The sequence below is a fragment of the Microbacterium phosphatis genome (genome assembly GCF_049177115.1).
In the GTDB taxonomy this organism is placed as follows: domain Bacteria; phylum Actinomycetota; class Actinomycetes; order Actinomycetales; family Microbacteriaceae; genus Microbacterium; species Microbacterium phosphatis.
Map to the genome: position 1 here is coordinate 2,718,555 of NZ_CP185370.1, position 23,648 is coordinate 2,742,202.

Here is a 23,648-nt window from a genome sequence, read left to right on the forward strand (position 1 = left end):
CCTCCTCAGTCGCCTTAGCGGCGACGGCCCTTCTTGTCGTCCTTCACGTGACCACGGAAGGTGCGGGTGGGCGCGAACTCGCCCAGCTTGTGGCCGACAAGCGTCTCCGTGACGAACACGGGGATGTGCTTGCGACCGTCGTGCACGGCGATGGTGTGACCCAGCATGGCGGGGATGATCATCGAGCGGCGCGACCACGTCTTGATGACGTTCTTGGTGCCGGCTTCGTTCTGCGAGACGACCTTGCGAAGCAGGTGCTCGTCGACGAAGGGGCCCTTCTTCAGACTGCGGGGCATCTTCTTTACTCCTACTTGCGCTTCTTGCCGGCGTTACGGCGACGCACGATGAGCTTGTCGCTTTCCTTGTTGGCGTGACGGGTGCGGCCCTCAGCCTGGCCCCACGGCGAAACGGGGTGACGACCACCAGAGGTCTTACCCTCACCACCACCGTGCGGGTGATCGACCGGGTTCATCGCGACACCACGGACGGTCGGGCGAACGCCGAGCCAGCGCTTGCGGCCGGCCTTGCCCCAGTTGATGTTCGACTGCTCGGCGTTGCCGACCTCGCCGATGGTCGCGCGGCAGCGCGCATCGACGTTGCGGACCTCGCCCGAGGGGAGGCGCAGCTGAGCGTAGGGGCCGTCCTTGGCGACGAGACGCACCGAGGCGCCCGCCGAACGAGCCATCTTCGCGCCGCCACCGGGACGGAGCTCGATGGCGTGGATGACGGTACCCGTCGGGATGTTCTTCAGCGGCAGGTTGTTGCCCGGCTTGATGTCTGCGCCGGCACCCGACTCGATGATGTCGCCCTGCGCCAGCTTGTTCGGCGCGAGGATGTAGCGCTTCGTGCCGTCCACGTAGTGGAGCAGCGCGATGCGCGCGGTGCGGTTGGGGTCGTACTCGATGTGAGCGACCTTGGCGTTGACGCCGTCCTTGTCGTTGCGACGGAAGTCGATCACGCGGTACTGGCGCTTGTGGCCACCACCGATGTGACGGGTCGTGATGCGACCCTGGTTGTTGCGGCCACCCGTCTTGGAAAGCGGGCGGAGCAGCGACTTCTCCGGCGTCGATCGCGTGATCTCGGCGAAGTCAGCCACCGACGAGCCGCGGCGACCGGGGGTCGTGGGCTTGTAGTTGCGAATAGCCATGTTCTCTCTTCCTCCCCGACCGTCAGCCGACTGCCGTGAAGATGTCGATGGTGCCCGACTTGAGCGTGACGATGGCGCGCTTGGTGTCCTTGCGCTTGCCGATGCCGAAGCGGGTGCGGCGGGCCTTGCCGACGCGGTTGATCGTGTTGACCGAAGCCACCTGGACGCCGAAGATCTTCTCGATGGCGAGCTTGATCTCGGTCTTGTTCGAGCGGGGGTCCACGATGAACGTGTACTTGCCCTCGTCGATCAGACCGTAGCTCTTCTCCGAGACGACCGGCTTCAGGATGACGTCGCGCGGGTCCTTCTGCACGGTCATGCGGAGACCTCCTCAGTGGCGCCGGCCTTCTGCGCGATGAACGCGTCGATGGCGGCCTTGGTGAAGACGATGTCGTCCGAGACGAGCACGTCGTAGGCGTTCAGCTGGTCGGCCATGAGGACGTGCACGTAACCGAGGTTGCGCACGCTCAGGTAGCCGAAGTCGTCCTCGCGGTCGAGCACGACGAGCACGTTCTTGGTCGGTGCGACGGTCGCGAGGAACGTCGAAGCGGCCTTGGTCGAGGGCTCGGACACGCCGAAGGACTCGACGACGTGCAGACGCTCACCGCGGAAGCGGTCGCTCAGCGCACCCGCGAGGGCGGCGGCGATCATCTTCTTGGGGGTGCGCTGCGAGTAGTCGCGCGGCTTCGGGCCGTGGACGATGCCACCACCGGTCATGTGCGGCGCACGGATCGAACCCTGACGGGCGTTACCCGTGCCCTTCTGCTTGAAGGGCTTGCGACCGGCACCGGAGACCTCACCGCGACGCTTGGTCGAGTGGGTGCCCTGGCGAGCCGCCGCGAGCTGCGCGACGACGACCTGGTGGATCAGCGGGATGTTCGTCTTGGCGTCGAACACCGAGGCGGGCAGCTCAACAGAGCCGGCCTTCTTGCCGTCGATGCCCAGGACGTCCAGAGCGAGAGTCGAGTCAGCCATCTAACTCAGGCCCCCTTCACTGCGTTGCGGACGTACACGGTGCGACCGCGCGCGCCGGGGACGGCGCCCTTGACGAGCAGCAGACCCTTCTCGGCGTCGACGGCGTGAACCGTGAGGTTGAGGACGGTCACGCGCTCGGCGCCCATACGGCCGGCCATGCGCATGCCCTTGAAGACGCGGCTCGGGGTCGACGAGGCGCCGATCGAACCGGGCTTGCGGTGGTTGCGGTGTGCACCGTGCGAAGCGGAGACACCCTTGAAGTTGTGACGCTTCATGACACCCGCGGTGCCCTTACCCTTGCTCGTGCCGACGACGTCGACGAGCTGGCCGGCCTCGAAGGTGCCGTCAACCGTGAGCTCCTGACCGAGCGCGTAGGACGCGGCGTCGGCGGTGCGGATCTCAGCGAGGTGACGACGGGGCGTGACGCCCGCAGCCTCGAAGTGGCCCGAGAGGGGCTTGTTGACCTTGCGGGGGTCGATCGCACCGGCGGCGATCTGGATGGCCGAGTAGCCGTCCACCTCCGCGGTGCGGATCTGGGTGACGACGTTCGGCGCGAGCTCGATCACCGTGACGGGGATGAGCTTGCCGGACTCGTTCCAGACCTGAGTCATGCCGAGCTTGGTGCCGAGGAGACCCTTGGAAACCTTGTTGTTGATGTCAACCATGTCGATCCCCAGCCTCAGAGCTTGATCTCGATGTTGACGTCCGCCGGGAGGTCGAGACGCATAAGCGAGTCGACGGCCTTCGGCGTCGGGTCCACGATGTCGATGAGGCGCTTGTGCGTGCGCATCTCGAAGTGCTCGCGGCTGTCCTTGTACTTGTGGGGCGAACGGATCACGGCGACCACGTTCTTCTCCGTCGGAAGCGGCACCGGGCCGACGACCGAGGCGCCCGCACGGGTGACCGTGTCGACAATCTTGCGCGCCGACGAGTCGATGACCTCGTGGTCATACGACTTCAGGCGAATGCGGATCTTCTGTCCCGCCATTGCTTGCTCACTCTCTTAACGCGTCTTACCTCAGGGGCATTGGACGCACTGACCCTCCGGAAACCCTTCGGGCTGGGCCTGTCTTTCGACCCGTGTTCACATGTCAGACCACGCGCGCAGAGAGCCCCTGCGAGGTGGTTTGTGATTTGTGTTCTCCTGCCCGCGGCCCAGACTCTGTCTGTGCACTGCCCTGGCAGTGATCCCGCGCAGTCCTCCTGACGGAGCGCACGCGGGAATGTGGAACCTGTCTATTCTGCCATCCCCGGTGGCCGTGAAGCAACCCGGGCGTGTCGCGCCTCCAGCCGCGTGATCACGCGGGAGACGAGGATCCGCTCGGCACCTTCTCAGGGTGCCGAGCGGATCGGATCCGGCGGTCGTCTGCGGGGGCGTCGACGACCCGCGGATCAGTACCAGTTGGTGGCCTGCGAGTGACCCCACGCGGCGCACGGGGTGCCGTAGGCGCGCGAGATGTAGTCGAGGCCCCAGGCGATCTGCGTGGTGGCGTTGGTCTGCCAGTCGGCCCCGACCGTGGCCATCTTGCTGCCGGGAAGGGACTGCGGGATGCCGTAGGCGCCGGACGAGGGGTTCGACGCCTGGAAGTTCCAGCCGGACTCCTTGTTCCACAGCGACACGAGGCAGCCGAACTGGTCTCCACCCCAGCCGAAGCGCTCGGCGGCCATGGCCTGCGCGGTCGCCTGAGCGCCGGCGGGGCTGTTGGCGGCGGCCAGTGCCTCGGCGGCCTTGCGCTGCTCTTCGGCGGCCTTGCGCTGCTCCTCGGCGACGCGGGCGGCCTCGGCCGCAGCGGCGGCGGCGGCCTCGTCGGCCTCGGTCAGGGCGGCGGTCTGGGCGACGACCTCCTCGGCCTCCGCCTCGGTCTCGCGGACCTCGCCCTCCACGACCACGGCGGGCATGCGCGTGTACGCGCTGAGGTGGTCGACCTTCTTGCGCAGCTCGGTGGTGTCGGCCTTGGCGTGCGCCTCCGAGAGGGCGGCCTGGGCGTCTTCGAGGGCCGTGCGCGCGGCTGCGGCGGCTGCGGGGTCCTCCGCGGCGGTGGCGGTGGTGCGGGTGTGCTCGGGAACCGTGGCGGCGACGGCCGCTCCGCCGGTGAGCACAACGCCGATGATGGCGGCCGCTCCGATCAGCACCTTGCCGCGACGGGCGCGACGCTCGGCGCGGAGGAGGTTGATGTGGTTGGCACGGGGGAACGGGGTGAGCAGGGGCGGCTCAGTGTGATTCTGCGACATTCCTGGTTTTTCGTTCGAGGTACGTCCGCGAACGCTCGGGTGGCGACGGCCTTTCGGGCGGCGGTCGCCGCGAAACGCGGACCCTCCACCGTGCGCCCCTCCCCTGGACGGTTCCGGCCGATCCGGTGGGGATCCCATATGCAGCCGGTGGGCGTTACCTGTTCGTTACCTGACGAGATCCTGATTCGTTCAACTCTGGGCGATCTCAGGCGGCCGAGTCTCCCGGGACCAGGGCCGCGCGAAATGTGCGCAGCAGGATCCGGCAATCGCCCAGCAGAGTCCAGCCCTCTGCATAGGACAGGTCGAGGCGGACCGTATCGTCCCACGACAGCGTGGACCGCCCCGACACCTGCCAGAGCCCCGTGATGCCCGGCTTCACCGCGAAGCGGCGGTGAACATGGTCTGCGTAGAGGTCGACCTCGCGCGGCAGAGGCGGGCGCGGTCCGACGAGGGACATGCTCCCGCCGATCACGTTCATCAGCTGGGGGAGCTCATCGAGGCTGAACCGCCGCAGCACTTTCCCCACCGGCGTCACACGCGGGTCGTTGCGCATCTTGAACATGACCTCGTTGCCGTGGTCCCGCTGGTCGGCGAGTGCCGCGAGCCTCTCCTCGGCATCCTGCGTCATCGATCGGAACTTCAGCATGGTGAACTCCCGCCCATGCAGGCCCACCCGCGTCTGCCGGAAGAGCGCCGGCCCGGGAGACGTCATGCGCACGAGCGCCGCGATCGCCAGGAGCACTGGCGAGAAGATGATCACCAGCGAGAGCCCGCCGATGACGTCGCCGGCCCGTTTGAGGAAGCGGACGTCCACCGGTCCGGGCGAAGCGGCCCGACCGGGCGTTTCGAGCGCCCGCAAACGGCCCAGGCCTCCCCCTCTGCTTTCTCCGGGGGCGAAGATCAGATCGGCTGTCACACGGCAGAGGACGTCGTGCCCACCGGTTCTGATACAGACACACGCGCGAAGGCCCCCGTCTCGCTAGGAGAAGCGGGGGCCTTCGGGACGGAGGTCTTACTCGTTGCCGATCGCGCCGTCGATGTTCTTGCGGACCTCGTCGATCCGATCATTCAGGCTGTCCGGGAGGACGCCCTTGGCGAAGTCGCTGACCTTGTCGAGGACCTCGTCGCTCACGCCCTCGGCCTTGGCCGACCGCAGAGCGTCCTGCAGCTTGTCCTTGTTCTGCTCGAAAGCTTCCTTGCCCTGGTTCACGACGTCATCGATGCCCATGGTCACCCCTCAGGTCGGCTGGATGCGCCGCGGATTCGGGACGCATCCCGGCCATTGTGGCATCGAGCGCGGGCAACCGGAACCCCGGCCCGCGCGTCGGCTTCACTGGTCAGGCGACGGTGTCGCCGGGCACCAGTGCTGCGCGGAAGGTCTTGAGCATGATCACCACGTCACCGAGAAGCGACCAGTTCTCCACATAGGAGAGATCGAGGCGGACCGTGTCGTCCCACGAGAGCGAAGACCGGCCGGACACCTGCCACAGCCCCGTGATTCCCGGCTTGACAAGGAAACGGCGGTGCACATGATCGGCGTACTGGTCGACCTCACGCGGAAGCGGCGGGCGCGGCCCGACGAGCGACATGCTGCCGCCGATCACGTTGAACAGCTGAGGGAGCTCGTCCAGGCTGAACCGACGCATGATCCGCCCGACCGGGGTGACGCGCGGGTCGTCGCGCATCTTGAACATGACCTCGTTGCCCATCGATTCGCCCGACAGCGCGCGCTTCGCCTCGAGCGCGGAGAGCAGGGTCTCGGCGTCCTGCACCATGGAGCGGAACTTCAGCATCTTGAACTCGCCGCCGTGGCGGCCGACGCGCGTCTGCTTGAACAGCACCGGCCCCGTGGACGACAGCTTCACGACGAGTGCGAGCACCAGCAGAACGGGGCTCAGCAGGAGGACGAGGGTGACGCTCGCGATCAGGTCGAGCATGCGCTTCACGAAACGCTGACCGGCGGAGAACCGCGGAGTCTCCACGTGGATCAGCGGCAGACCCGCCACGGGCCGCATGTGGATGCGGGGGCCCGCGATGTCCGTGATGCTGGGTGCGAGCACCAGGTGCTGGCGCCCGGCCTCGAGCGACCAGGAGATCTCTTTGATGCGGCGCGGGCCCAGCTCGTCGGCGCTCGCGATCACGACCGTGTCGGCTCCGGTGATCGCCATCGCGCGCTCGACCGAACGGACATCGCCGAGAACCGGGATCTCCGTTCCCTCCACGAGCTTCGAGGCCGGAGGCGCCGGCACGCAGGCGCCGACAACGAGGTAACCCGCCTGGGGAGTCCGCTTCAGCTCCTTCGCGACGTGGGCGACGGATCGGTCGGAGCCCACGATGACGACGCGAGCGGCGTATTCGCCCCGCAGACGCTGGGCCCCCAGCCACCGTCGCCAGAGCCACCGCCCCGCGAACAGAGCGAGGATGCCGATGGGGAACGAGAGCAGCAGAAAACCGCGTGCGACATTGATCTGAAGCAGGAACGCCACGATCGCGATCGCACCGAAGAGATTGAAGCTGGCGTCGAAGACCCTCTTGTACTCGGTGGGCCCCACGCCGATGACACGATCATTGCGGGTGTCGTTGAGGGCGAGAGCTAGGAGCCACAGAGCGAGTATCAACGCCGAGACGAGCGAGTACGACGACGGCAGGATGCCCAGCTGTCCGGGGATGCGAGCGTGCCAGCCCAGCCACACCAGTTGCGTTCCGTATACGACCAGGGTCAGCGCAACGAAGTCCGTGATCCGCAGCCCCAGCGCATAGCGCTTGCGCCAGTCACGCACGCGCGACGGCCGCGGCCTCAGCTTGTGGGGGATCGCCGCGAGTTCCGCCGGAATCGCCGTCTCGGACTCGACCCCCGCGGCATCGAGCGTCGGCGACTGCGCGCGCTCAGCACGCGTCAACTCTGTCGTCACTCGATCACTCCTCACCGCGTCAGCCCTGCGGGCTTCCGAAGTTTACCGCCGATTCGATTGTCGCGCGGGTGATGGGCCCGCCGAATCCGGCTGAGATGCACGTCTATCGTCGACTCAGCGATCCGCGCACCCGCTCGTGTCGAGCGCGTACGCCGTCGTGTTGATCATGGGGGTGGACCGCAATTCGAGTGGGCCGAACTCGCCGTCTTCGGCGGAGAAGACGGCCGTGACCGTCGCCTGCTCCATCGGTGCGAGGTTCGTCGTGAACCACGCGACGGGTCGCTCGAGATCCTGAATGTCCTGCCGGGTCACCGCCACGTCTCGCCCCTCCACACTCACCGACTCCAGGGTCGTTCCCGGAGGGCCGTAGACATACACCTGGGTGCGGAACTGGGATGAGCCCCAGTGTCCGCTCCGCACGTAGGCGGGCAACTGGTCGGCCGCGGCCTGATCGATGTCCATGCGAAGCGTTGTGCTCGTCGTGAAGGTGCGACGGCCGTCCGCGCACGCCTCGGCGAGCTTGATGCCCGACTCCATGTAGTAGTCGATCTTCGACATCGACTCATCGCGGAAGAAGACGCCGACCGTCGTCGCGGCGTCGTTCTCCGTCGGGAGGATCCCCGACACCCGCAACGGCTCGATCTGCTTCTGGATTTCCTCATGGGCACTCCAGAAGAGGATGTTGCCGTTGTCGATGCCCTCGCCGATCGCCCACATCATGTCCTTCGGGTCGAAGTCGCCGGTGGCCACCTTCTCGAAGATCGTGGACGCCGCGCTGGCGAAGAACGCGTCTACCAGTCGCGACTCGGAGTAATCGCCCCAACGCAGGTAGACGCCGTTGAGGAGAAGATCGACGGCGTTCGTCTCGGTGAGCTCGTCGCCGGTCGCCAGCTGGATCGGACCGGTCGCGCGCAGGATGCGGCTCAGCGCGATCGGGTCGATCGACAGCACCCCGTCGACCTGCTGGTCGGCGATGTCTCGCTGCCAGAAGGCGCGCACGATGTTGGCCATCGTCGGGAAGTCGGGTCGGCTCGCGGAGGTGTTGATGTGGTCGATCAGATAGTTGCTGTACAGATCGAGAGCGCTCTGCGGCACGTCGACGTCGACGGCAGTCTTGTTGGCATACTGCGTGCTGCTCGCCTGCCCGGTGATCGCGATCGCGCCCTGGTTGGCGTTGAGCATCGTCTGGGACGCCGCCGATCCACCCAGGCCCACCGATTCGGCGTTGTTCTGGAAGGTGAGCAGATAGTTGCGCTCTCCCTCAGCGCCCAGCAGCTCGGGCACGAGCGCGAGCATCGGGGCAGCCGCCTGCATCACCTCACCGACCTGATCCACACCACCGCGAACGGGGCCGATCAGCGACGAGGACGACTGCACGGCCGTGATCTCCTCCGCCAGGCGCGTCACCTCCGGCTCGGCAGCCGTCAGCACCGGCAGGATCCGGGCGAGCACGGGTTCGTCGCTGTCCGCGTCGAACTCCGCCAGCGCCGGCACCCCGAGGTCGTTGGCCACGACGTCGAGTGACTGCGCGGCGAGACGCACGCCACGAAGGTTGTCGCCGAGGAAAGGCAGGATCTCGAACGCGTTCCACACCGGGTCCCCGGCGGCGTCCGCCGCCTTCTGGGCGTGAGACGACAGCGCACCGACGGCGTCCTTGATCTCGGCCTGGTCGTTCTGCACCTGAGCGACCACCGCCTGGGCGGCCTCCAGTTCGTTCTTCACCGTGAGCGCGCGGAAGGCGACCCAGAGGGCAGCGATCAGAAGGAGGACGACGACGATCGTGATCGCCACAGCGATTCGGCGCCCCGTTCGCCGGGGCGGCCGACCCGCTCCCGCGTCGCGCGCCCCGGGGATGCGCTGCGTTCGCGCCGTCGGGGCGTCGCCGGCGGCCGCGGTGGCGACCTGGGTTCGACGGGCCTCCGCGAGGGCGCGCCGCGTCATCCGCTGGGGTGAGGAGTCGTGCATGCCGCACAGCCTATGGCGCTCCGCTGGACATACACCCTCTCGCTCACGCTGGTAGTTTGGGACGCTGAGCGCGTACGACGGGGAGAGATGACGAACAGCCACGACACGCAGACGGCTCGCACACCCCGAATCCTGCACCTCACCGAGTGCTACGCGGGTGGTGTCAGCCGGGCGATCGAAACCATCGTCGACCTCACGCCGGAAGCGGAGCACCACCTGCTGTGGCGCGGCGACGAATCACCGGAAGCGACGATCGGCTATGCGTCCCGCCGGGATCTGCCTGCGTCCTTCCGCCGCGCGATCCGGCGAGTTCGCGATGTCGTGGAGGAGGTCTCGCCCGACTTCGTCTACGCGCATTCGAGCTGGGCCGGAGTGTTCGCTCGAGCGACGCGCTTGGATGCCCCCGTCGTCTACGCACCCCACTGCTACAAGTTCGATGATGCAAGCACGTCCGCCCCGCTTCGCACCGCGTACCGGTTGGCAGAGGTCGCCCTCGCCCGGCGCACCGCGCGGACCATCGTGCTCTCGCCGCACGAGGAGGCGCTCGCGCTGGCGGTGAACAAGACGGTGCCGACCCATTACGTGCCGAACGTCGCCTCCGTGGAGCCCGACGAGGCTCATCCCGCGACCCGTTTCGCCGCGGCACGCGACGTGATCATGATCGGCCGGCTGTCGAAGCAGAAGGACCCGAGCTTCTTCGCGCAGGTCGCCCGTCGGGTCCACGATGTCGCCCCCGACGTGAGATTCCGCTGGATCGGCGACGGCGACATGGACAAGCGGGCCGAACTCGAAGCTGCCGGGGTCGAGGTGACGGGGTGGCTCAATGGAGAGGCCCTGGCGGCGGAACTGGCCCGTCCCTCTCTCTACCTGCACACCGCACTGTATGAGGGCTTCCCGCTCAGCGTCCTCGACGCTGCGGCCTTCGAGCACCCGATCCTGGCGCGGCACATCCCCGCCTTCGATGGGCTCACCATCCCCACTGCCGAATCCACCGACGATGCCGCGCTGATGGTCCTCGATCTCCTGTCGAACGGCCCCCATCTCGCCCAGGCCGAGCAGGCCGCCCGCGACCTGCGGTCCACCATGAACCGAGACGCGCAGCGCGCGGCGCTCCAGGCGCTGTACGCCGCGGTCTGAGGGGAGAAACCCATGCGCGTGCTCATGCCCAGCCGCATTCTCGACCGCCATACCGGCGGAAACACCACTTACGCGCGGCATGTCGCCGACGGTCTGACGCAGCGCGGCATCCCCGTGGCACGCATCCCCGCGCGGCGCCACCCGGTGCTGACGATGGCGCAGGAGACCTTCACGGGTCTGTTCGGTGGTCAGGACGGCGATGTGCTGCACTACGTGGCCGACACGGGGCCTCTCCTGCGCACGCGCCGCCCGTCCGTCGTGACCGTGCACGGAGTCGCGAGCCGGTGGATCTCCGTGGCCCGCGATGCGCGGCAGGAGAAGGTCTGGCGCACGCGCGTGCAGCGCGCGATCGACTCGACCGACCACGTCATCACGGTCTCGAACTCGAGCGCGGACGATGTCTCCGAAGTCTTCGGCGTCGGCGCCGATCGCCTGACGACGATCGAGCACGGCATCGACATCGAGCGCTTCGCCTCCCCGGTCGCGCTGTCTCCGGAGCTCACCGCGCAGCTGCCGCAGCGATTCGTCCTCTATCTGGGCAACATCGAACCCCGTAAGAACCTGATCCCCCTGGTGAAGGCGTTCGCGACGCCGGAGGTGCGCGCGCTGGGCATCAAGCTGGTGATCGCCGGTCGTGCCGCTTGGAACTCCGAGGAGTCGGCGGCAGTCATCGACGGTTCGCCCGACGTGATCCGCCTCGGGTTCGTATCCGATGACGACCGGACCGCGCTGATGCAGGCCTGCACCGCATTCGCGTTCCCCAGCCTCTACGAGGGCTTCGGCTTTCCTGTCGTCGAGGCACTGGCCGCCGGTGCGGTCGTCGTCACGTCGAGCCGTGGCTCGCTCGCTGAGGTCGCCGGCCCCTCTCTGCAGTTCCCGGACATCGATGTCGAGGGCATCGCGTCGGGCATCGTGTCGGCCGTCGACGACGAGGACGCCCGCCGAGCATGCCTCGATCAGGGTCTCGCATGGGCACAGCGCTTCACCTGGGATGCCAGCGTGGACAAGCACATCGAGGTCTACAAGAAGGTGCTCGGATGACGCGGGTCCTCGTCCTGCACGGTTACTCCGCCGAGAACGCCGGGGACGGTCTTCTCGTGCGTGAGACGCTCGAGCTGATCCGGGACGCCTTCGGCGAGGCCGAAGTGACCCTGCTCGCCTCGCGTCCGGAGACCTTCGCGGACCTCGGCGTCCGAGCGCTGCCGACCGTGCCGACGAAACGCGGATGGGACAAGGCGATGCGCGCCGAGCTCAACGCCATCGACGGCTACGACATCGTGGTGGCCGTCGGAGGCGGATACCTGCGCGCGGGCACGGCGGTCGAGACTCTGAAGACCGCGCTCGTGCACGGCCCCCAGCTGCGCGCCGCGGCGCGCACGACGGCTCCCACCGTCTACCTGCCGCAGAGCATCGGGCCGGCGCGTTTCGGCACGCGGAGCTGGGTGAGACGAACCCTGGGCAAGCTCGACGTCGTGATGGTGCGCGACGACCGCACCGTCGCCGAGGTCGGGGGCCCCACGGTGGTGCGCACGCCGGATCTCGCCACCGCCGCCGTGGTGGGCGGACGCCGGCCCGGCACGCAGGTCGATCCGACCCCCGTGCTCTCGATCCGCGCGGTTCACGGGAAGATCAACCCCGACATCTACGCGCTCGCCCGTCGCATGTCGCCGTACGACGGCTATATCCAGAGCACGACCGGTGGCAACGACGACAGGCCCGCCGCCGCCACCCTCACGCCGCGTCTGATGGTGGAGCGCTCGGACCTGATGACCCCGGGCGGCACACCCCGCGTGGTTGTCGCGGTGCGCCTTCACGCTGCGCTGATGGCCCTTGCCGCCGGCCATTACGTCGTGCATCTGGCGTACGAGCGCAAGGGCTTCGGCGCGTTCGGCGACCTCGGCATCGACCCGTGGGTTCACACGGTCAACTCCTTCGACGTCGAGAGCGTGGCCTCACAGGCGCGGGGCCTCCTGGAGGATCCCGCCATTCGCGCGGATTACGATTCACGCATCGCCGCAGCCGCCGCGAACATCGCCGTCGCCCGCGAGAAGATCGTCGCCGAGCTCAGAACTCGCGCTCGCACCCACTGACCCGCCACCGACGGATGCCGCGCCCAGCAGGCTCCCGTGACGAAGGACACCCATGAAAGAAAAGCTCAAGAACCTTGTCCGGGCCGTCTGGAGCAGCGCTCCTTACCGCGTGGTCCTGTTCGGTCTGGATGCGCTTGCATTCCGCCTCGCGAAACCGGTGAAGCACGGTGGGCCGTACTCGGTGCTGCTGGCGCCGGCGACGGGCCAGAACATCGGCGATCAGGCGATGTTCGATTCGGTGGCGCACAACACTCGCGGCCGCATCGTCGCCGTGGTCACGGCCCCCTCCTTCGTACTGCGGGAGCGCGCGCCGCACGAGCAGCTCGATGTCCTCGAGCTGCCGGGTCTGATCCACCGACCCCCGCTGCTGCGCTTCACTTCGGTCTATCGCTTCGCGCGGGTCGTCAAGGGCGCCGAGCGCCTCATCGGCACCGGCGCGGACATGCTGGACGGCGGTCACCCGCACGCGAGCCTGGCGCGTCTCAGCCTCTTCCGCCTCGGGGTGCTAGCCGGTATCGAGACCGTGATCCAGGGTTTCAGCTGGAAAGCGGACGCCCCGCGCACGGTGGTCGTCGCGATCAAGGGACTTTCCGAGCGCGCCCAGGTCACACCGCGTGATCCGGTGAGCACCCGACGCCTTCAGGCCGCAGGTGTCAAGCGCATCGTGCCCGCCTCGGACGCCGTTTTCTCGTTCCCCGCCGAAGAGGAGCTCTACCCCGAGCTCGCTGCCTACGTCGCGGCGGCGACCGCTGCCGAAACTCCGGTCGTCCTGTTGAACACGAGCGGGCTCATTGCGCGTAAGACGGACCTCACCACCGACTACGCGAAGGTCATCGAGCGCCTGCACGCCGACGGCGCGCGCATTGTCTTCCTGCCGCACGTGCTCCGCCCGTGGGACGACGACCTCCTCGTGTCGCGGCGAATGCACGAGGCCTACGGCGCGGAAGACGACTTCCTGGTCGACCGCCGTCTGACGCCCGCACAGATCCGCCGCCTGGCGAAGTCCGCGTCCTTCTCGATCACGGGACGTATGCACCTGGCGATCCTCTCGCTGAGCCAGGAGACCCCCGCGATCTGCCTCGCAACTCATGGCAAGGTGGAGGGCCTGTTCGAGTTCTTCGACCTGCCACAGCTCGTGGTGGAGCCCGAAGCGGGATGCGGAGACCTGCTCACCGCAACGGCCGCCGACATCCTGAAGCGACGAAGTGAGATCTCAGCGCAGATCGCCTCTCATCTCCCGCGTGTGCGCGAGCTGTCCGCGCTGAACTTCCCGTATGCCGCCCGGGAGACGGTCGCGCGTTGAAGCGATACCTGAGGTTCGGCGCTTCGGCGGGCATGCTGAGCCTCGCGCCGCTGCTCATCAGCGGCGCGACCTTCATCAGCGTGCCCATCCTGCTCGGCACGCTCGGCACCGATCTCTGGGTCAGCATCGCCATCGGCCAAGCAATCGGCGAGATCGCTCGTGCGCTCGTCGTGTGGGGCTGGAATTCGATCGGCCTCACCGTGGTCTCGCCCATGGAGCCGGCCGAACGGCTCCGGTACTACTTCGCGTCGCTGCTCCCCCGGTTCCTGGTGCTCATCCCCGTCGCGATCGGCTGCGTCGTCGCGGCGTACGCCATCCCCAGCGAGGACCCCGCGTCTGCCGTCCGGATGGCTTTCGTCGGAGCGGTGTACGGACTCACCGGAGGATGGCTACTCATCGCGAACCGCGAGCCGCTCCTCATGGTCATCTGCGATGCCCTGCCGCGGGCGGCCTCGATCCTGATCGCCAGCGTCATGCTGCTGTTCATCCCATCCCCGGACGTGTACGGCTGGACGAACATCCTCGGTTCGGTGGTGGCCGTCGCAGCGGTCTACACCTTGGCGGTCCGTCGGTCGCGCGCCGCCGGGGTAACGCCCGGATTCGGCACGTTCTCGGCGGCGCTCGCAGCCCTGCGACATGGACTTCCAATCGTCGGCAGCGGCCTCGTGATGGTCTTGCGCATCAGCTTCGCCGTGCTGGCGGCGCCGTTCCTCGCTCCCGCTGCGACCGAGGTGATCGCGCTCGGGGACAAGTTCTTCCGCTGGGCGAACACCGCAATGACCCCGGTGCTGCAGACGTTGCTGGTACGGATTCCCCGGATGACCGGCTCGCCGGCCCATCGCGCGGTCCGGGGCCTGCAAGTGGCCTGGCTCGGGGGGCTTCTCGTGGGCGCCGCCTCTGCTGCCGTGATCGTGCCCGCCAGTTCTCTGATCAGCCATGGGCTGATCCAGCTCGACGTGCTGACCGCGATCCCGATCGGCATCGCCGTCACGATGGTGTTTGTCGCCGGTGTCACCGGCAACTCGGTCCTGGTGATGCTCGGCCGGGTGCGGCAGGTGTTCGCAGCTGCCGTTACCGCGCTCATCGTGCTCGTGGCGACCGCGGCGATCCTCGGTCCGATCTTCGGATCGACCGGGGTATTCTGGGCCTTCGCCGCCGCGGAGACCACAGTCGTGGTCTACCAGACAGTCGCTGTGTTCCGAGAGCTCCGACGACAGCGGGAGGGGATCTGATGGGCGCGCTGCGTACCCTTTTCCGAGATGGGTGGCGTTTCGGTGTGCTGTCCCCCGAGTACCGGGCGGCTGGCTGGCCGGAGCGGCTCGCACTGGCGAGTGTGCTGCTGATCCCTTTCCAGTACGCGCTGACGATCCCGGCGGGCTTCCCTCTGAAGCTCAGCGAGCTCCTGGTCGTCGCTGCAGCGGCCGCCTGGCTCCTCCGTTGGCGACGCAACCACGTCACCATCGGCCTCGATCTGCTGCTGGCGGGTGTGCTCGCCGTGTGGGTGCTCATCTCCACGGGGTTCGCACTCGGCTTCGCTGATCTTGCGACCCCGCTGCCCGGCGGCGATCGGCCCCCCGCGATCGACATGGTGGTGTACTGCGCGTACGCCCTTTTCGTACTCGTGTTCTGGTTCCTTCTCCGCGGCAGCCACCACCTGCTGTTGCGCGACGTCCTCATCCAGTCGGTCTGGCTCGCTTTGGCGGCGGTACTCACGCAGGCCGCGTTCATGCAGGTTCCCGGCGGGGACGGGGTTCTCCGGGCGCTGGGGTTCGACACGCGTGGCAGGGGCCAGGCAATCCTTGGCATGCTGTTCGGGCGCTCCGGGCCGTTCCTCGAGGGCCAGCACCTCGGGTTCTACGCGGGAGCGGTGTTCGTCGTCGCGCTGTTCGCGAAACGTTGGCTCTCGTTGGCGGCCGCGAGCCTGTGCTTGTTGTATTCGCAGTCGACGACGGGCCTGCTGGGGGTGGCAATCGCGGTGGTCGCGACGCTCGTTCTGCTGCCGCGAAAGCGGCCCCTGATCGTCCTCGGGGCCGTCGCAGTCGTCGGCGCGGCCGTGATCGCCATCGTCCCGGCACTGCGCTCCTTCGCGCTCTTCCAGCTAGCCAAGCTGGGCATCGGCACGGTCTCGGTCAACGGCGTCGATGCAGGCCGCTCGCTCAACATCCGGGGGATGAAGTCCGACATCGGATGGAAGATGATGTGGGACCACCCGCTGCTCGGTGTCGGACCGGGTCGCTACGCGGCGCACTTCTACGACTACTCCGACGGCTACGACGTCCCCCCGTATTACCGATCCGAGAACCTCAGAGTGATATCCGAGAACGGATACGTCCACATCGGCTCGGAGCTGGGGCTGGTCGCGTTGCTGATCTTCGCGGCGCTACTCGGCCTTCTGCTGTTCCGATCGTGGCGCGCCCGGAACGCCGTGGGGGTGGCTGCGGGCGTCTTCACCGCAGTCGGCTTCGCCACTCAGTCGTCCTGGACGTTCATGCCGATCTGGGCGACGCTCGGTCTGCTGGCGGCCATCGCAGCCGATCGCGGCCTCATCCTCGGGGATCCGCCCGTGCCGCGGGGAGACAAGGCCTCGCGCTGATTCTCGAGCTGGCGAAGAGATGCCCGGTCCTCCGTCGGAGGACCGGGCATCTCTTCGCCAGGTCAGTGCAGCCGCAGGATCTCCTCGGTGCCGCGGCGCGGCGAGCGCGCGACGCGAACTTCGGGCGTGGCCGGGTAACCGATCGCGAGCAGGCAGATGATGTCCTCGCTCTCGGGGATACCCCCGACCCGACGCGCCGCATCGGAGTGCAGATTGCGCTTCGACCAGTTGAGCATGCAGCTGTGCACGCCGAGGCCATGCAGTGCCCACGTGTAGGTCATGGCGAACAGCGAACCGTCGATCCAGCGCTGGTTGCGCTCGCCGCTGCCCGCGAACAGGCTGCTCTCGACCGTGAAGGCGATGAGGGTGGGGACGGTCTGACCGAAACCGGCATTGCCGGCCTGGATCTTCAGCAACCGAGCGATCGTCTCCTTGTCGTTGAAGACATGAACGCGACCGGCCTGGCGGTTGCAGACCGAGGGGGTGCGGGCGGCCCAGTTGGCCGCCATGGCGAGCAACTCGTCGCCCACCGGCCGCTCCGGATCGAAGTCGCGCAGGCTGTGACGACTCGTGAAGAAACCGTCAAGTTCCTCGGGCGTCGGGACGGTGAGAGGCACGACCGGCGGTGCGATGAGCGGGTCGATATCACCGCCTTCGTTCCACGCGTCAAGCGCGGCCAGCGCTTCGCGGGCCCGCTCCGCGGCAACCGCGACCAGGGGATCGGTCGAGCGCTCGGCCTCGGGCAGCATCGCCACGAGGCGTGCTCGGACCTTCGCGCCGAACGGCCGCCTGGGCGAAGGCATCGCCAGGCCCTTCTCGATGCGGTGATAGTCCTTGGTGAGCTGGGTCTCGAGCTGCCGGTCGTTCATCCGCACCGTGAACGCCTCGTCCGACGGCGTCATGTACCTGCGGTGGCGCTTGATGTCAGCTCGCGATTCGCGGTCGAGCAGCAGGCCGTCTCGCAGCGCGACGGCCTTCTGTCGGAGGCCCGGGGGCAACTTGTCGGCGATCGAACGCAGTGCGGACATCGATTCTCCTGATCCTGATCTTCGGGGTGCGCAGGGGGACGACCCGCCCGTCAAAGCTAGCGCGGCCCGGCCGCGTGAGTTCTGTATGCGGCCAGCGTGAATCACCTCGGGAGGAGGATCTCACCCAACGGTTCCGCCAGTGTCTCTGTGAAGGAGGCTGTCAAGTGGTGATTATCACGGTAGACCAGAGTGTCGCCGATGTAGGGGCCGCAGACGTCGGAGCAGTACAGGTCGCTCATGTCGGCGTACGTGCCCCCGGCTGCCTCGACCGCGGCACGCTCCGCGTCGACCCACCGCGCGTCGATGACGTCATCCCTCGGAGCGATGCATGGAGACAGATCGTCAACGTGCGCAATCGCGCAATTGATCGGCGAGGTCTTGAAGTACGGGGTGTCTGCGACGACGGTCACCTTGCTGGGCGCGAGCGCGGCAACGGTGCGCCCCGCCGCTTCTGACCATTCCGCTGCACCGACGAGCCCGCCATCGCCATCGGACTGATGGTGCAGGTTCGCAACGATGACATGATCCACGCCCTCCCGCGTCAGCCGTTCGACGGCGGCCTCGCGCCAGTCCGTGCAGAAGGTGTCGGCCAAGCCGTCCTTGAACGACGTCAGGTCGACGGACGGGCAGCTGGCCTTGATCACTACGAGCAGTCGGGCGCCGTCGCGCGTCGCGATCTGCTCGGCGACCGGGAACCACTGCGCGGCGTGTGAGTCGCCGAACAGCGCGTAGGTCACAGCGGCCTCGGGCTCACCGAACGCGCAGACGATGACCTCGGACGAATACCGACCGGGGCTGCAGCCGTCCTCCGAGGCCTTGGGCAGGTCCTTGCCCGCGTTCTGGAGGATCGGAACGCCGTTCGCCGGAACGTACGGCGTGAATTCCACGGTCGAGAGGTCCGCGATCGGCGTCGCGGTCTGGTCGGAGGCGATGGGGCGCTTGCTCAGGATGCTGCCCGAGGCCACCGCCGCCACTGCCACTACGCCGACCACCACTGCACTCAGCGCCAGGAAGCGCCAGGCACGCATCCGCTTGAGCACCCCCGCGTTGCGGGCGGGGTTCTCCACGTAGAGATAGGTGACATGAGCGAGCACGAGAGTGGCGGCAACCATGATCGCCGCGACCCACAACGGCAGGGAGCCGATCATCGCGGCGGGGATGATCAGAAGCGGCCAGTGCCACAGGTAGATCGAATACGAGCGGTCACCCAGCCACTGCATGGGGCGACGATCGAGCAGCGCCGAGGGGCCGAGCCGGTCTCCGGGACGGCTGGCCCACAGTACGAGCGCGGTGCCCACGGTCGGAACGAGCGCCATGGCGCCGGGATAGGCGACATCCTCGCTGAGAAGCACACAGCAAGCGACCACGACCGTGAGGCCGAGCCATGCGAGCACTGGGCGGAGCCAAGAAGGCCCCCTCGCGGGACCGGGCCGCGCCGTCAGGTGCGCAAGGCCGACGGCGCCGCCGACCGCAAACTGCCATGCGCGCATCGGGAGGTTGAAGAAGGCCCAGGTCTCGTACTGCGGCGTGAGGAGCACGCTCAGCCCAAACGAGACCACCAGTAGAGCCACGAGTGTTGCCGTGACGATCTTTAGCGAGCCTCGACCCAGCTTCCAGGCGACGACGAGCAATAGCGGCCAGACGAGGTAGAACTGCTCCTCGACTCCGAGAGACCAGTACTGCTGGTACGGCGAGGGCGTGTGGTCGGCGAGATAGTCGACGCCTGTGTAGGAGAACCAGATGTTCGGGACGTACAGCGCGGTCGCAGCGGCATCACGGCTGACTGACGTGATGCGCAGAGGGGAGAGCAGAACGTACGAGGCGATCAGCGTGACGACCAGAACGAGCAACGCTGCAGGTACAAGGCGCCGGATGCGGCGCGCGTAGAAGTCGGCGAAGCGGAACCGCCCGGCGGACAGCTGGCGCACCAGGTGGCTGCTGATGAGATAGCCCGAAATGACAAAGAACACGTCGACGCCCACGAACCCGCCCGGCAGGAGCGCGGCTGAGGCGTGGAAGACGACGACCGCGGCGACCGCGAGCGTGCGCAGACCCTGCACATCCGACCGGAACTCAGATCGGTGTGGTCCGACAGCAGCAGCCGCCGACGCGGACGTGCTCACGGCGGTCATGGGATTCCCTTCGGATGGCGCGCGGCCGCGCGATCGGGCGGGGCCTCGAACAGATTAGGCGAGTTCTCCCGCCGAATCCCGCCATTTCCGACCATCGGAGACAAGTACCCGTCCGCTCTGCTGGTCATATCCCATGGTGCCCGGACGAGAGGGCGGGTCTTCTCCGGGCTGGATAAGCGGCAGCACGTTCGCAGGGCGGTCTTCGTCCGGCTCGCTGCCGAAGGTCATGTAGTTGTCGCGCACCGCGAAGTCCGCACCCCCGGGCCAAGTGCCCACCACCCGCGGGGCGTCGTCGGCGATCATCTTCTGGCGGTCGTCGAACATCGCGTTTCCCGCTACGACGATACGGCGCACCGTTCCTGCGCGTCCTCCAGGGCCCCCGGGGCGCCCCACGACGTAGTTCCAGGACCCGCCGGGCTCGGCGACTCGCCCGTCCGGGAGCGTCGGCATCCCTATCCGATGGAACACGTTGCCGGCGATGAGGATGTCCTCCGCGAACTGCGAGATGCAGATCCCCGCACGATGTGCTCTTGCGAAGCTGTTGCCCGTGATGACGATGTTGCGGGCCTGCTCGCTCTTCAGGCCCTGGATGAGCATCCCGTAGCCCTGCACGTCCGTCTGGTCGTCGGTGGCCCCGCGATGGACATCCGCGATGAGGTTCCCGGTGACGGTGACGTCCGCAGGCGCGTCATACAGGTTGATTCCGATCTGTCCGGAGTGCACGACCGTGTTGCCCGTGCAGGACACGTGTTGTGCTCCCGCCTCATCGCCGAAACCGCCGAGGTGGATGCCGTAGTACCAGGCTTTCGTGATGATGTTGGCGGAGCAGTTGACGTTCGAGTTCCCGCGCGAGATCGAGACGCCGTTGTCCGCCGAGTACTCGATGTGGTTGCGGTTGAATCGGACGTTCTCGCAGTAGGTGAATCCGATATCGAGGCATCGGTAGGCGTAGGAGTCGTCCACTGCGGCAAGACCGCGGACGCCCCGGAGGTATATCGGTAGCGAAGCGATCCCGATCAGACGAACCTGCTCGATGAGGATGTTCGAGAACCTCAGTGATGTCCGGCTCGACGGGTCCGCGTCCCCCGCGACGAACACGGCCCGGAACAGCGCTTCTCGGGGCTGCTGATCATCCGCGCCAGCCGGCAGATAGGTGCGCGCGTCGCGGGCGAAGGCGCCTGTGCCGGCGACGACCCGCCGGCCTTCCTCGTCCACGTCGTAGAACGTCTCGGCATCCAGGTCCGCGCCGTTCACCAGGCCACCGTCGAAAGTCAGGCCCCGGATCGTGATCTGCGACGCCCCCGCGTCGTCGAGCGGTGCGCCATCTGCGTCCCGTGCACCGGGGGCACCGACGAACGCCTCGAGTTTGACCGCTGCGTTCGCGGCGCGGATCACTGATCGAGAGCGGGATTCGAAGGTCACATCCGAGAGGCCGTTCAACGCCACCGGAGAACCCAGATGATAAACCGGCTGAGACAGCAGGACCGTTCCGCCCCCGGCGGATGCTGCGGCTTCCGCCGCGCGGCGGATCGCCTGGTCGTCCCGGTCTCCCGGCAGCGCATGCACCTCCGGAAGGAAGACGCCCATGAGCCGCGCCACCTCGGCCTGGTCGTCGAACCTGTCGGGTAGCCGGCCCGATGAGCTGGAGAGCACGGGATCCGCGGGGGGCGAGAAGCTGCGCAGCGCCTCGGAACCAGCGAGCGCCATCGCGCCGCCAGCTCCGGCTCCAATGGCGACCGACCAGAACAGGGATCGCCGGGACACCTCTTTAGGGGCGGGCAGTTCGCGCTCCTCGTTGGGGAGCTCGGCGTCCAACTTCTCTTCCGCAGGGTTGCGGAGCTCTCGGTCTCGGTCCGGCATGAGCGCCTCCTCGTCGTCGGTCGTCGGCGGGTCGGTGCGGTTCGTCGGGCCAGTCTAGGTGCGCGCGCCCGCGAGGCGACCTCGAGCCCCGGGGTAGCCCTCCCCGCGACGGCGCCGGAGCTCCGCTGACTTAGGATTGCTCGCAGTGCCGACAGCCGGGGGGAACATGAGCACTCGACACGCAGTCGCGCGAGCGGGTTTCCGGTTCGACATCCAGGGGCTGCGCGCGCTCGCCGTCGTGCTCGTCGTGCTCGATCACGCGTTCCACACGCCCGCCGGTGGCTTCGTCGGAGTCGACGTGTTCTACGTCATCTCCGGGTTTCTCATCACGGGCCTGCTCCTTCGGGAGGTCGACCGCACGGGGTCGATCTCCTTGCGCGGCTTCTACGCGCGGCGGATCCGCCGGATCGTACCCGCCGCCGCGACAGTACTCGTGGTGACGGTGTCCGTGAGCTTTCTCGTCTGGTACGCACCCCGCGCGATCCAGATCCTCATCGACGCCGCAAGCGCCCTCCTGTTCGTCTCGAACTGGCACTTCATGGCCGTAGGCGCCGATTACCTGCAGGCGCAGGGGCCCGTCTCCCCGGTCCAGCACTACTGGTCACTGTCGATCGAGGAGCAGTTCTACGCCGTCTGGCCGATCCTGCTGCTGATCCTCTTCCTGACCCTGCGCCGCCGCGCACTGGTGCTTATCGCGCTGGCGGCGCTCGCTCTCGCGAGCATGGCGTACGCGGCGCACGCGACGATCACGGATCCGGTTCCCGCCTACTTCGACACCTTCGGGAGAGCGTGGGAGCTCCTGCTCGGCGGTTTCGTCGCGTTCATCGGCTGCGCAGGGGACAGGGTCAACGTCTGGGTGCGGCATGCGGTGGCCCTTGGAGGCCTCACCGCGATCGTGGGATCGGCGCTGGTGCTTCAGCCGACCTCACCTGTCCCCTTCCCCGGTGTCGTTCCCGCAGTGGTCGGCACGGCCGCAGTCATCTGGGCCTCCGCTCCGGCGGGGCGCCGGTCGCTGCTGGGCAACCCGGTGGCGCAATGGCTCGGTGACATCTCATACAGCCTCTACCTGTGGCACTTCCCGGTGCTCGTCATCGCCGCCGCTGTCTGGGGCGAGTCGTTCTGGACCGGACTGGCCGCGACCCCCATCATGCTCGCCCTTGCACACTTCTCCTATCAACTGATCGAGCGCCCCGTCTCACGGAGTGCGTTCCTGCGCGACGCAGCGAGGATCACGAACCGCCGGCGGTTCGTGCCCGGCGACATGGCAGTCGGGCTTGCGGCGCTGAGCGCGATCGTCGTGCTGTCCGTTGCACAGCTGCAGGGGCCGGCGCCCCTCCGGACCTCTGCGGCCCTCGCGGACAACCTCGGGGTGACGCAGACCCATGCCAGGGAACTCACGATGGACCCTTCCAAGCGCGACTCCGAGATCGAGACGGCACTGGCTGCCACACAATGGCCGTCCGGCCCCGCAGCGGATCTCGACTCTCTCTACGCCATCCAACTGCCGACGGCCATGTCCACCAGCGGAAGCGGCTGCTTGAACCCCGTCGCCTCTGGAGGACCGTACAGATTCTGCGGCGCACACGAGCACCCGGACTGGATGCTGGTGGGCGACTCCGTCACCCTCGCCTGGATGCCCGCGATCTCGACATACGCCGCGCATCGCGACGCCGAGGTGACTGGTTTCGGGTTCGGCAGCTGCTCGCTCATCGACGCTCCGGTGACGGACGCGGCAGGGTCCCAGCGGTTCCGAGAGCAGTGCGCCGAGCGCCGGGAGACGATGTTCAACGAGATTCAGGCCCGGGACCCCGACGTGGTATTCGTCTCCTCGTCTGAGACGGCAATCGGCTATCTCGGCCTGGCGCCTGACCAAGCGGCCGCCGAGTGGCAGGCGGCGGTAGGTCGCACCCTCGACCGGCTGTCGAGCGTGCCGCGTGTCGTGGTCCTCACCAACCCCCCACTGGGGAAGAATCCCGCGTCCTGCGCACTCCGCTTCAGTGACCCCGGGGCTTGCGAGAGCAAAGTGACGAGTGCCTTCGAGAGGAAGGCCAACGCCGAGCGCGCCGCAGTGGCCGAAGCGCCGAACGCCGTCTTCATCGACACCTCCGAGTGGTTCTGCGCCGACGGGAGGTGCCCCGCGTTCATCGGTGAACACCTGGTTCGCGCCGACTATTCGCACATCACCAACGCGACGTCCGAGTCCGTTGGCGGTCTCATCGAGTCCGCGCTGCGCTGACAGGCGGTTTCATGCCTTCACAGGCACGCGTTCGTCGC

General features: G+C 67.6%; 20 protein-coding genes and 1 pseudogene. 7 read left to right on the forward strand and 14 right to left on the reverse strand.

The genetic code is table 11. The features are described from left to right. Window positions 1-14: 14 nt before the first annotated feature. The 11 genes and pseudogenes from rpsS to ACOKGD_RS13085 form a co-directional block, all read right to left on the reverse strand. A complete protein-coding gene (rpsS, locus tag ACOKGD_RS13035; protein WP_208502637.1) occupies window positions 15-296 on the reverse strand; it encodes a 30S ribosomal protein S19 in 282 nt (93 codons plus the stop codon). An 11-nt stretch (window positions 297-307) separates the two neighbouring features. Then, the gene (gene rplB, locus ACOKGD_RS13040) at window positions 308-1,147 is read right to left on the reverse strand and encodes a 50S ribosomal protein L2 (RefSeq protein ID WP_342337656.1); all 840 of its coding nucleotides are present in this window, start codon (window positions 1,145-1,147) and stop codon (window positions 308-310) included. A 22-nt stretch (window positions 1,148-1,169) separates the two neighbouring features. Next, window positions 1,170-1,466, reverse strand: coding sequence for a 50S ribosomal protein L23 (gene rplW, locus ACOKGD_RS13045; RefSeq protein ID WP_342337657.1), 297 nt, complete (start codon window positions 1,464-1,466; stop codon window positions 1,170-1,172). Continuing rightward, entirely contained in the window at window positions 1,463-2,122 is a 660-nt protein-coding gene (gene rplD, locus ACOKGD_RS13050) for a 50S ribosomal protein L4 (protein WP_342337658.1), read from the reverse strand. The genes rplW and rplD overlap by 4 nt, the downstream gene beginning before the upstream one ends. 5 nt (window positions 2,123-2,127) lie before the next feature. Continuing rightward, complete coding sequence (gene rplC / locus ACOKGD_RS13055) at window positions 2,128-2,787, reverse strand: 50S ribosomal protein L3 (RefSeq protein WP_342337659.1); 660 nt, start codon at window positions 2,785-2,787, stop codon at window positions 2,128-2,130. A 14-nt stretch (window positions 2,788-2,801) separates the two neighbouring features. Next, window positions 2,802-3,110 (reverse strand): 30S ribosomal protein S10, encoded by a 309-nt coding sequence (rpsJ, locus tag ACOKGD_RS13060; protein ID WP_342337660.1) that lies wholly within the window; start codon window positions 3,108-3,110, stop codon window positions 2,802-2,804. 404 nt (window positions 3,111-3,514) lie between these two features. Continuing rightward, window positions 3,515-4,354: a phospholipase gene (locus ACOKGD_RS13065; RefSeq protein WP_342337661.1), complete on the reverse strand. Its 840-nt coding sequence runs from the start codon at window positions 4,352-4,354 to the stop codon at window positions 3,515-3,517. A gap of 205 nt (window positions 4,355-4,559) precedes the next feature. Continuing rightward, a pseudogene (locus ACOKGD_RS13070) lies at window positions 4,560-5,156 on the reverse strand (sugar transferase); the annotation flags it as partial. Between the two features lie 210 nt (window positions 5,157-5,366). After that, entirely contained in the window at window positions 5,367-5,582 is a 216-nt protein-coding gene (locus ACOKGD_RS13075) for a hypothetical protein (RefSeq protein ID WP_342337662.1), read from the reverse strand. 109 nt (window positions 5,583-5,691) lie between these two features. After that, on the reverse strand, window positions 5,692-7,266 hold the full coding sequence (locus ACOKGD_RS13080; RefSeq protein WP_342337663.1) for a sugar transferase: 1,575 nt from the start codon (window positions 7,264-7,266) through the stop codon (window positions 5,692-5,694). Window positions 7,267-7,380: 114 nt separating this feature from the next. Next, the gene (locus ACOKGD_RS13085) at window positions 7,381-9,057 is read right to left on the reverse strand and encodes a DUF4012 domain-containing protein (RefSeq protein WP_342337664.1); all 1,677 of its coding nucleotides are present in this window, start codon (window positions 9,055-9,057) and stop codon (window positions 7,381-7,383) included. Window positions 9,058-9,318: 261 nt separating this feature from the next. On the opposite strand from ACOKGD_RS13085, the gene ACOKGD_RS13090 reads away from it, so the two are divergent. From ACOKGD_RS13090 to ACOKGD_RS13115, 6 genes are read left to right on the forward strand one after another with little or no spacing between them, the layout of a single operon-like run. After that, window positions 9,319-10,368 carry a glycosyltransferase gene (locus tag ACOKGD_RS13090; RefSeq protein WP_342337665.1) on the forward strand — a complete coding sequence of 350 codons (1,050 nt, stop codon included), beginning with the start codon at window positions 9,319-9,321 and terminating at the stop codon, window positions 10,366-10,368. A gap of 12 nt (window positions 10,369-10,380) precedes the next feature. Beyond that, window positions 10,381-11,409, forward strand: coding sequence for a glycosyltransferase family 4 protein (locus ACOKGD_RS13095; protein ID WP_342337666.1), 1,029 nt, complete (start codon window positions 10,381-10,383; stop codon window positions 11,407-11,409). After that, the gene (locus tag ACOKGD_RS13100) at window positions 11,406-12,458 is read left to right on the forward strand and encodes a polysaccharide pyruvyl transferase family protein (protein WP_342337667.1); all 1,053 of its coding nucleotides are present in this window, start codon (window positions 11,406-11,408) and stop codon (window positions 12,456-12,458) included. Before ACOKGD_RS13095 ends, ACOKGD_RS13100 begins: the two co-directional genes overlap by 4 nt. Window positions 12,459-12,510: 52 nt before the next feature. After that, window positions 12,511-13,761, forward strand: coding sequence for a polysaccharide pyruvyl transferase family protein (locus ACOKGD_RS13105; RefSeq protein ID WP_342337668.1), 1,251 nt, complete (start codon window positions 12,511-12,513; stop codon window positions 13,759-13,761). Beyond that, the gene (locus tag ACOKGD_RS13110; protein ID WP_342337669.1) at window positions 13,758-14,993 is read left to right on the forward strand and encodes a hypothetical protein; all 1,236 of its coding nucleotides are present in this window, start codon (window positions 13,758-13,760) and stop codon (window positions 14,991-14,993) included. The genes ACOKGD_RS13105 and ACOKGD_RS13110 overlap by 4 nt, the downstream gene beginning before the upstream one ends. Continuing rightward, window positions 14,993-16,354: an O-antigen ligase family protein gene (locus tag ACOKGD_RS13115; protein ID WP_342337670.1), complete on the forward strand. Its 1,362-nt coding sequence runs from the start codon at window positions 14,993-14,995 to the stop codon at window positions 16,352-16,354. The genes ACOKGD_RS13110 and ACOKGD_RS13115 overlap by 1 nt, the downstream gene beginning before the upstream one ends. A gap of 62 nt (window positions 16,355-16,416) precedes the next feature. Here the strand turns inward: ACOKGD_RS13115 and ACOKGD_RS13120 are convergent, their stop codons facing one another. From ACOKGD_RS13120 to ACOKGD_RS13130, 3 genes are all read right to left on the reverse strand, one after another. Continuing rightward, a complete protein-coding gene (locus ACOKGD_RS13120) occupies window positions 16,417-17,382 on the reverse strand; it encodes a nitroreductase family protein (protein ID WP_342337672.1) in 966 nt (321 codons plus the stop codon). A 101-nt stretch (window positions 17,383-17,483) separates the two neighbouring features. Next, window positions 17,484-19,514 (reverse strand): acyltransferase family protein, encoded by a 2,031-nt coding sequence (locus tag ACOKGD_RS13125; RefSeq protein ID WP_342337673.1) that lies wholly within the window; start codon window positions 19,512-19,514, stop codon window positions 17,484-17,486. A 54-nt stretch (window positions 19,515-19,568) separates the two neighbouring features. After that, the gene (locus tag ACOKGD_RS13130; RefSeq protein ID WP_342337674.1) at window positions 19,569-21,374 is read right to left on the reverse strand and encodes a right-handed parallel beta-helix repeat-containing protein; all 1,806 of its coding nucleotides are present in this window, start codon (window positions 21,372-21,374) and stop codon (window positions 19,569-19,571) included. A gap of 166 nt (window positions 21,375-21,540) precedes the next feature. Between ACOKGD_RS13130 and ACOKGD_RS13135 the strand changes: the two genes are divergently transcribed. Then, window positions 21,541-23,610, forward strand: a complete 2,070-nt coding sequence (locus ACOKGD_RS13135) for an acyltransferase family protein (RefSeq protein ID WP_342337675.1) — start codon at window positions 21,541-21,543, stop codon at window positions 23,608-23,610. The last annotated feature ends 38 nt before the right edge of the window (window positions 23,611-23,648 follow it).

Bases quoted from the DNA above. Each gene is read 5' to 3' on its own strand.
- rpsS (WP_208502637.1), bottom strand. From the start codon at position 296: ATGCCCCGCAGTCTGAAGAAGGGCCCCTTCGTCGACGAGCACCTGCTT.
- rplB (WP_342337656.1), bottom strand. From the start codon at position 1,147: ATGGCTATTCGCAACTACAAGCCCACGACCCCCGGTCGCCGCGGCTCG.
- rplW (WP_342337657.1), bottom strand. From the start codon at position 1,466: ATGACCGTGCAGAAGGACCCGCGCGACGTCATCCTGAAGCCGGTCGTC.
- rplD (WP_342337658.1), bottom strand. From the start codon at position 2,122: ATGGCTGACTCGACTCTCGCTCTGGACGTCCTGGGCATCGACGGCAAG.
- rplC (WP_342337659.1), bottom strand. From the start codon at position 2,787: ATGGTTGACATCAACAACAAGGTTTCCAAGGGTCTCCTCGGCACCAAG.
- rpsJ (WP_342337660.1), bottom strand. From the start codon at position 3,110: ATGGCGGGACAGAAGATCCGCATTCGCCTGAAGTCGTATGACCACGAG.
- ACOKGD_RS13065 (WP_342337661.1), bottom strand. From the start codon at position 4,354: ATGTCGCAGAATCACACTGAGCCGCCCCTGCTCACCCCGTTCCCCCGT.
- ACOKGD_RS13075 (WP_342337662.1), bottom strand. From the start codon at position 5,582: ATGGGCATCGATGACGTCGTGAACCAGGGCAAGGAAGCTTTCGAGCAG.
- ACOKGD_RS13090 (WP_342337665.1), top strand. From the start codon at position 9,319: ATGACGAACAGCCACGACACGCAGACGGCTCGCACACCCCGAATCCTG.
- ACOKGD_RS13095 (WP_342337666.1), top strand. From the start codon at position 10,381: ATGCGCGTGCTCATGCCCAGCCGCATTCTCGACCGCCATACCGGCGGA.
- ACOKGD_RS13100 (WP_342337667.1), top strand. From the start codon at position 11,406: ATGACGCGGGTCCTCGTCCTGCACGGTTACTCCGCCGAGAACGCCGGG.
- ACOKGD_RS13105 (WP_342337668.1), top strand. From the start codon at position 12,511: ATGAAAGAAAAGCTCAAGAACCTTGTCCGGGCCGTCTGGAGCAGCGCT.
- ACOKGD_RS13115 (WP_342337670.1), top strand. From the start codon at position 14,993: ATGGGCGCGCTGCGTACCCTTTTCCGAGATGGGTGGCGTTTCGGTGTG.
- ACOKGD_RS13120 (WP_342337672.1), bottom strand. From the start codon at position 17,382: ATGTCCGCACTGCGTTCGATCGCCGACAAGTTGCCCCCGGGCCTCCGA.
- ACOKGD_RS13125 (WP_342337673.1), bottom strand. From the start codon at position 19,514: ATGACCGCCGTGAGCACGTCCGCGTCGGCGGCTGCTGCTGTCGGACCA.
- ACOKGD_RS13130 (WP_342337674.1), bottom strand. From the start codon at position 21,374: ATGCCGGACCGAGACCGAGAGCTCCGCAACCCTGCGGAAGAGAAGTTG.
- ACOKGD_RS13135 (WP_342337675.1), top strand. From the start codon at position 21,541: ATGAGCACTCGACACGCAGTCGCGCGAGCGGGTTTCCGGTTCGACATC.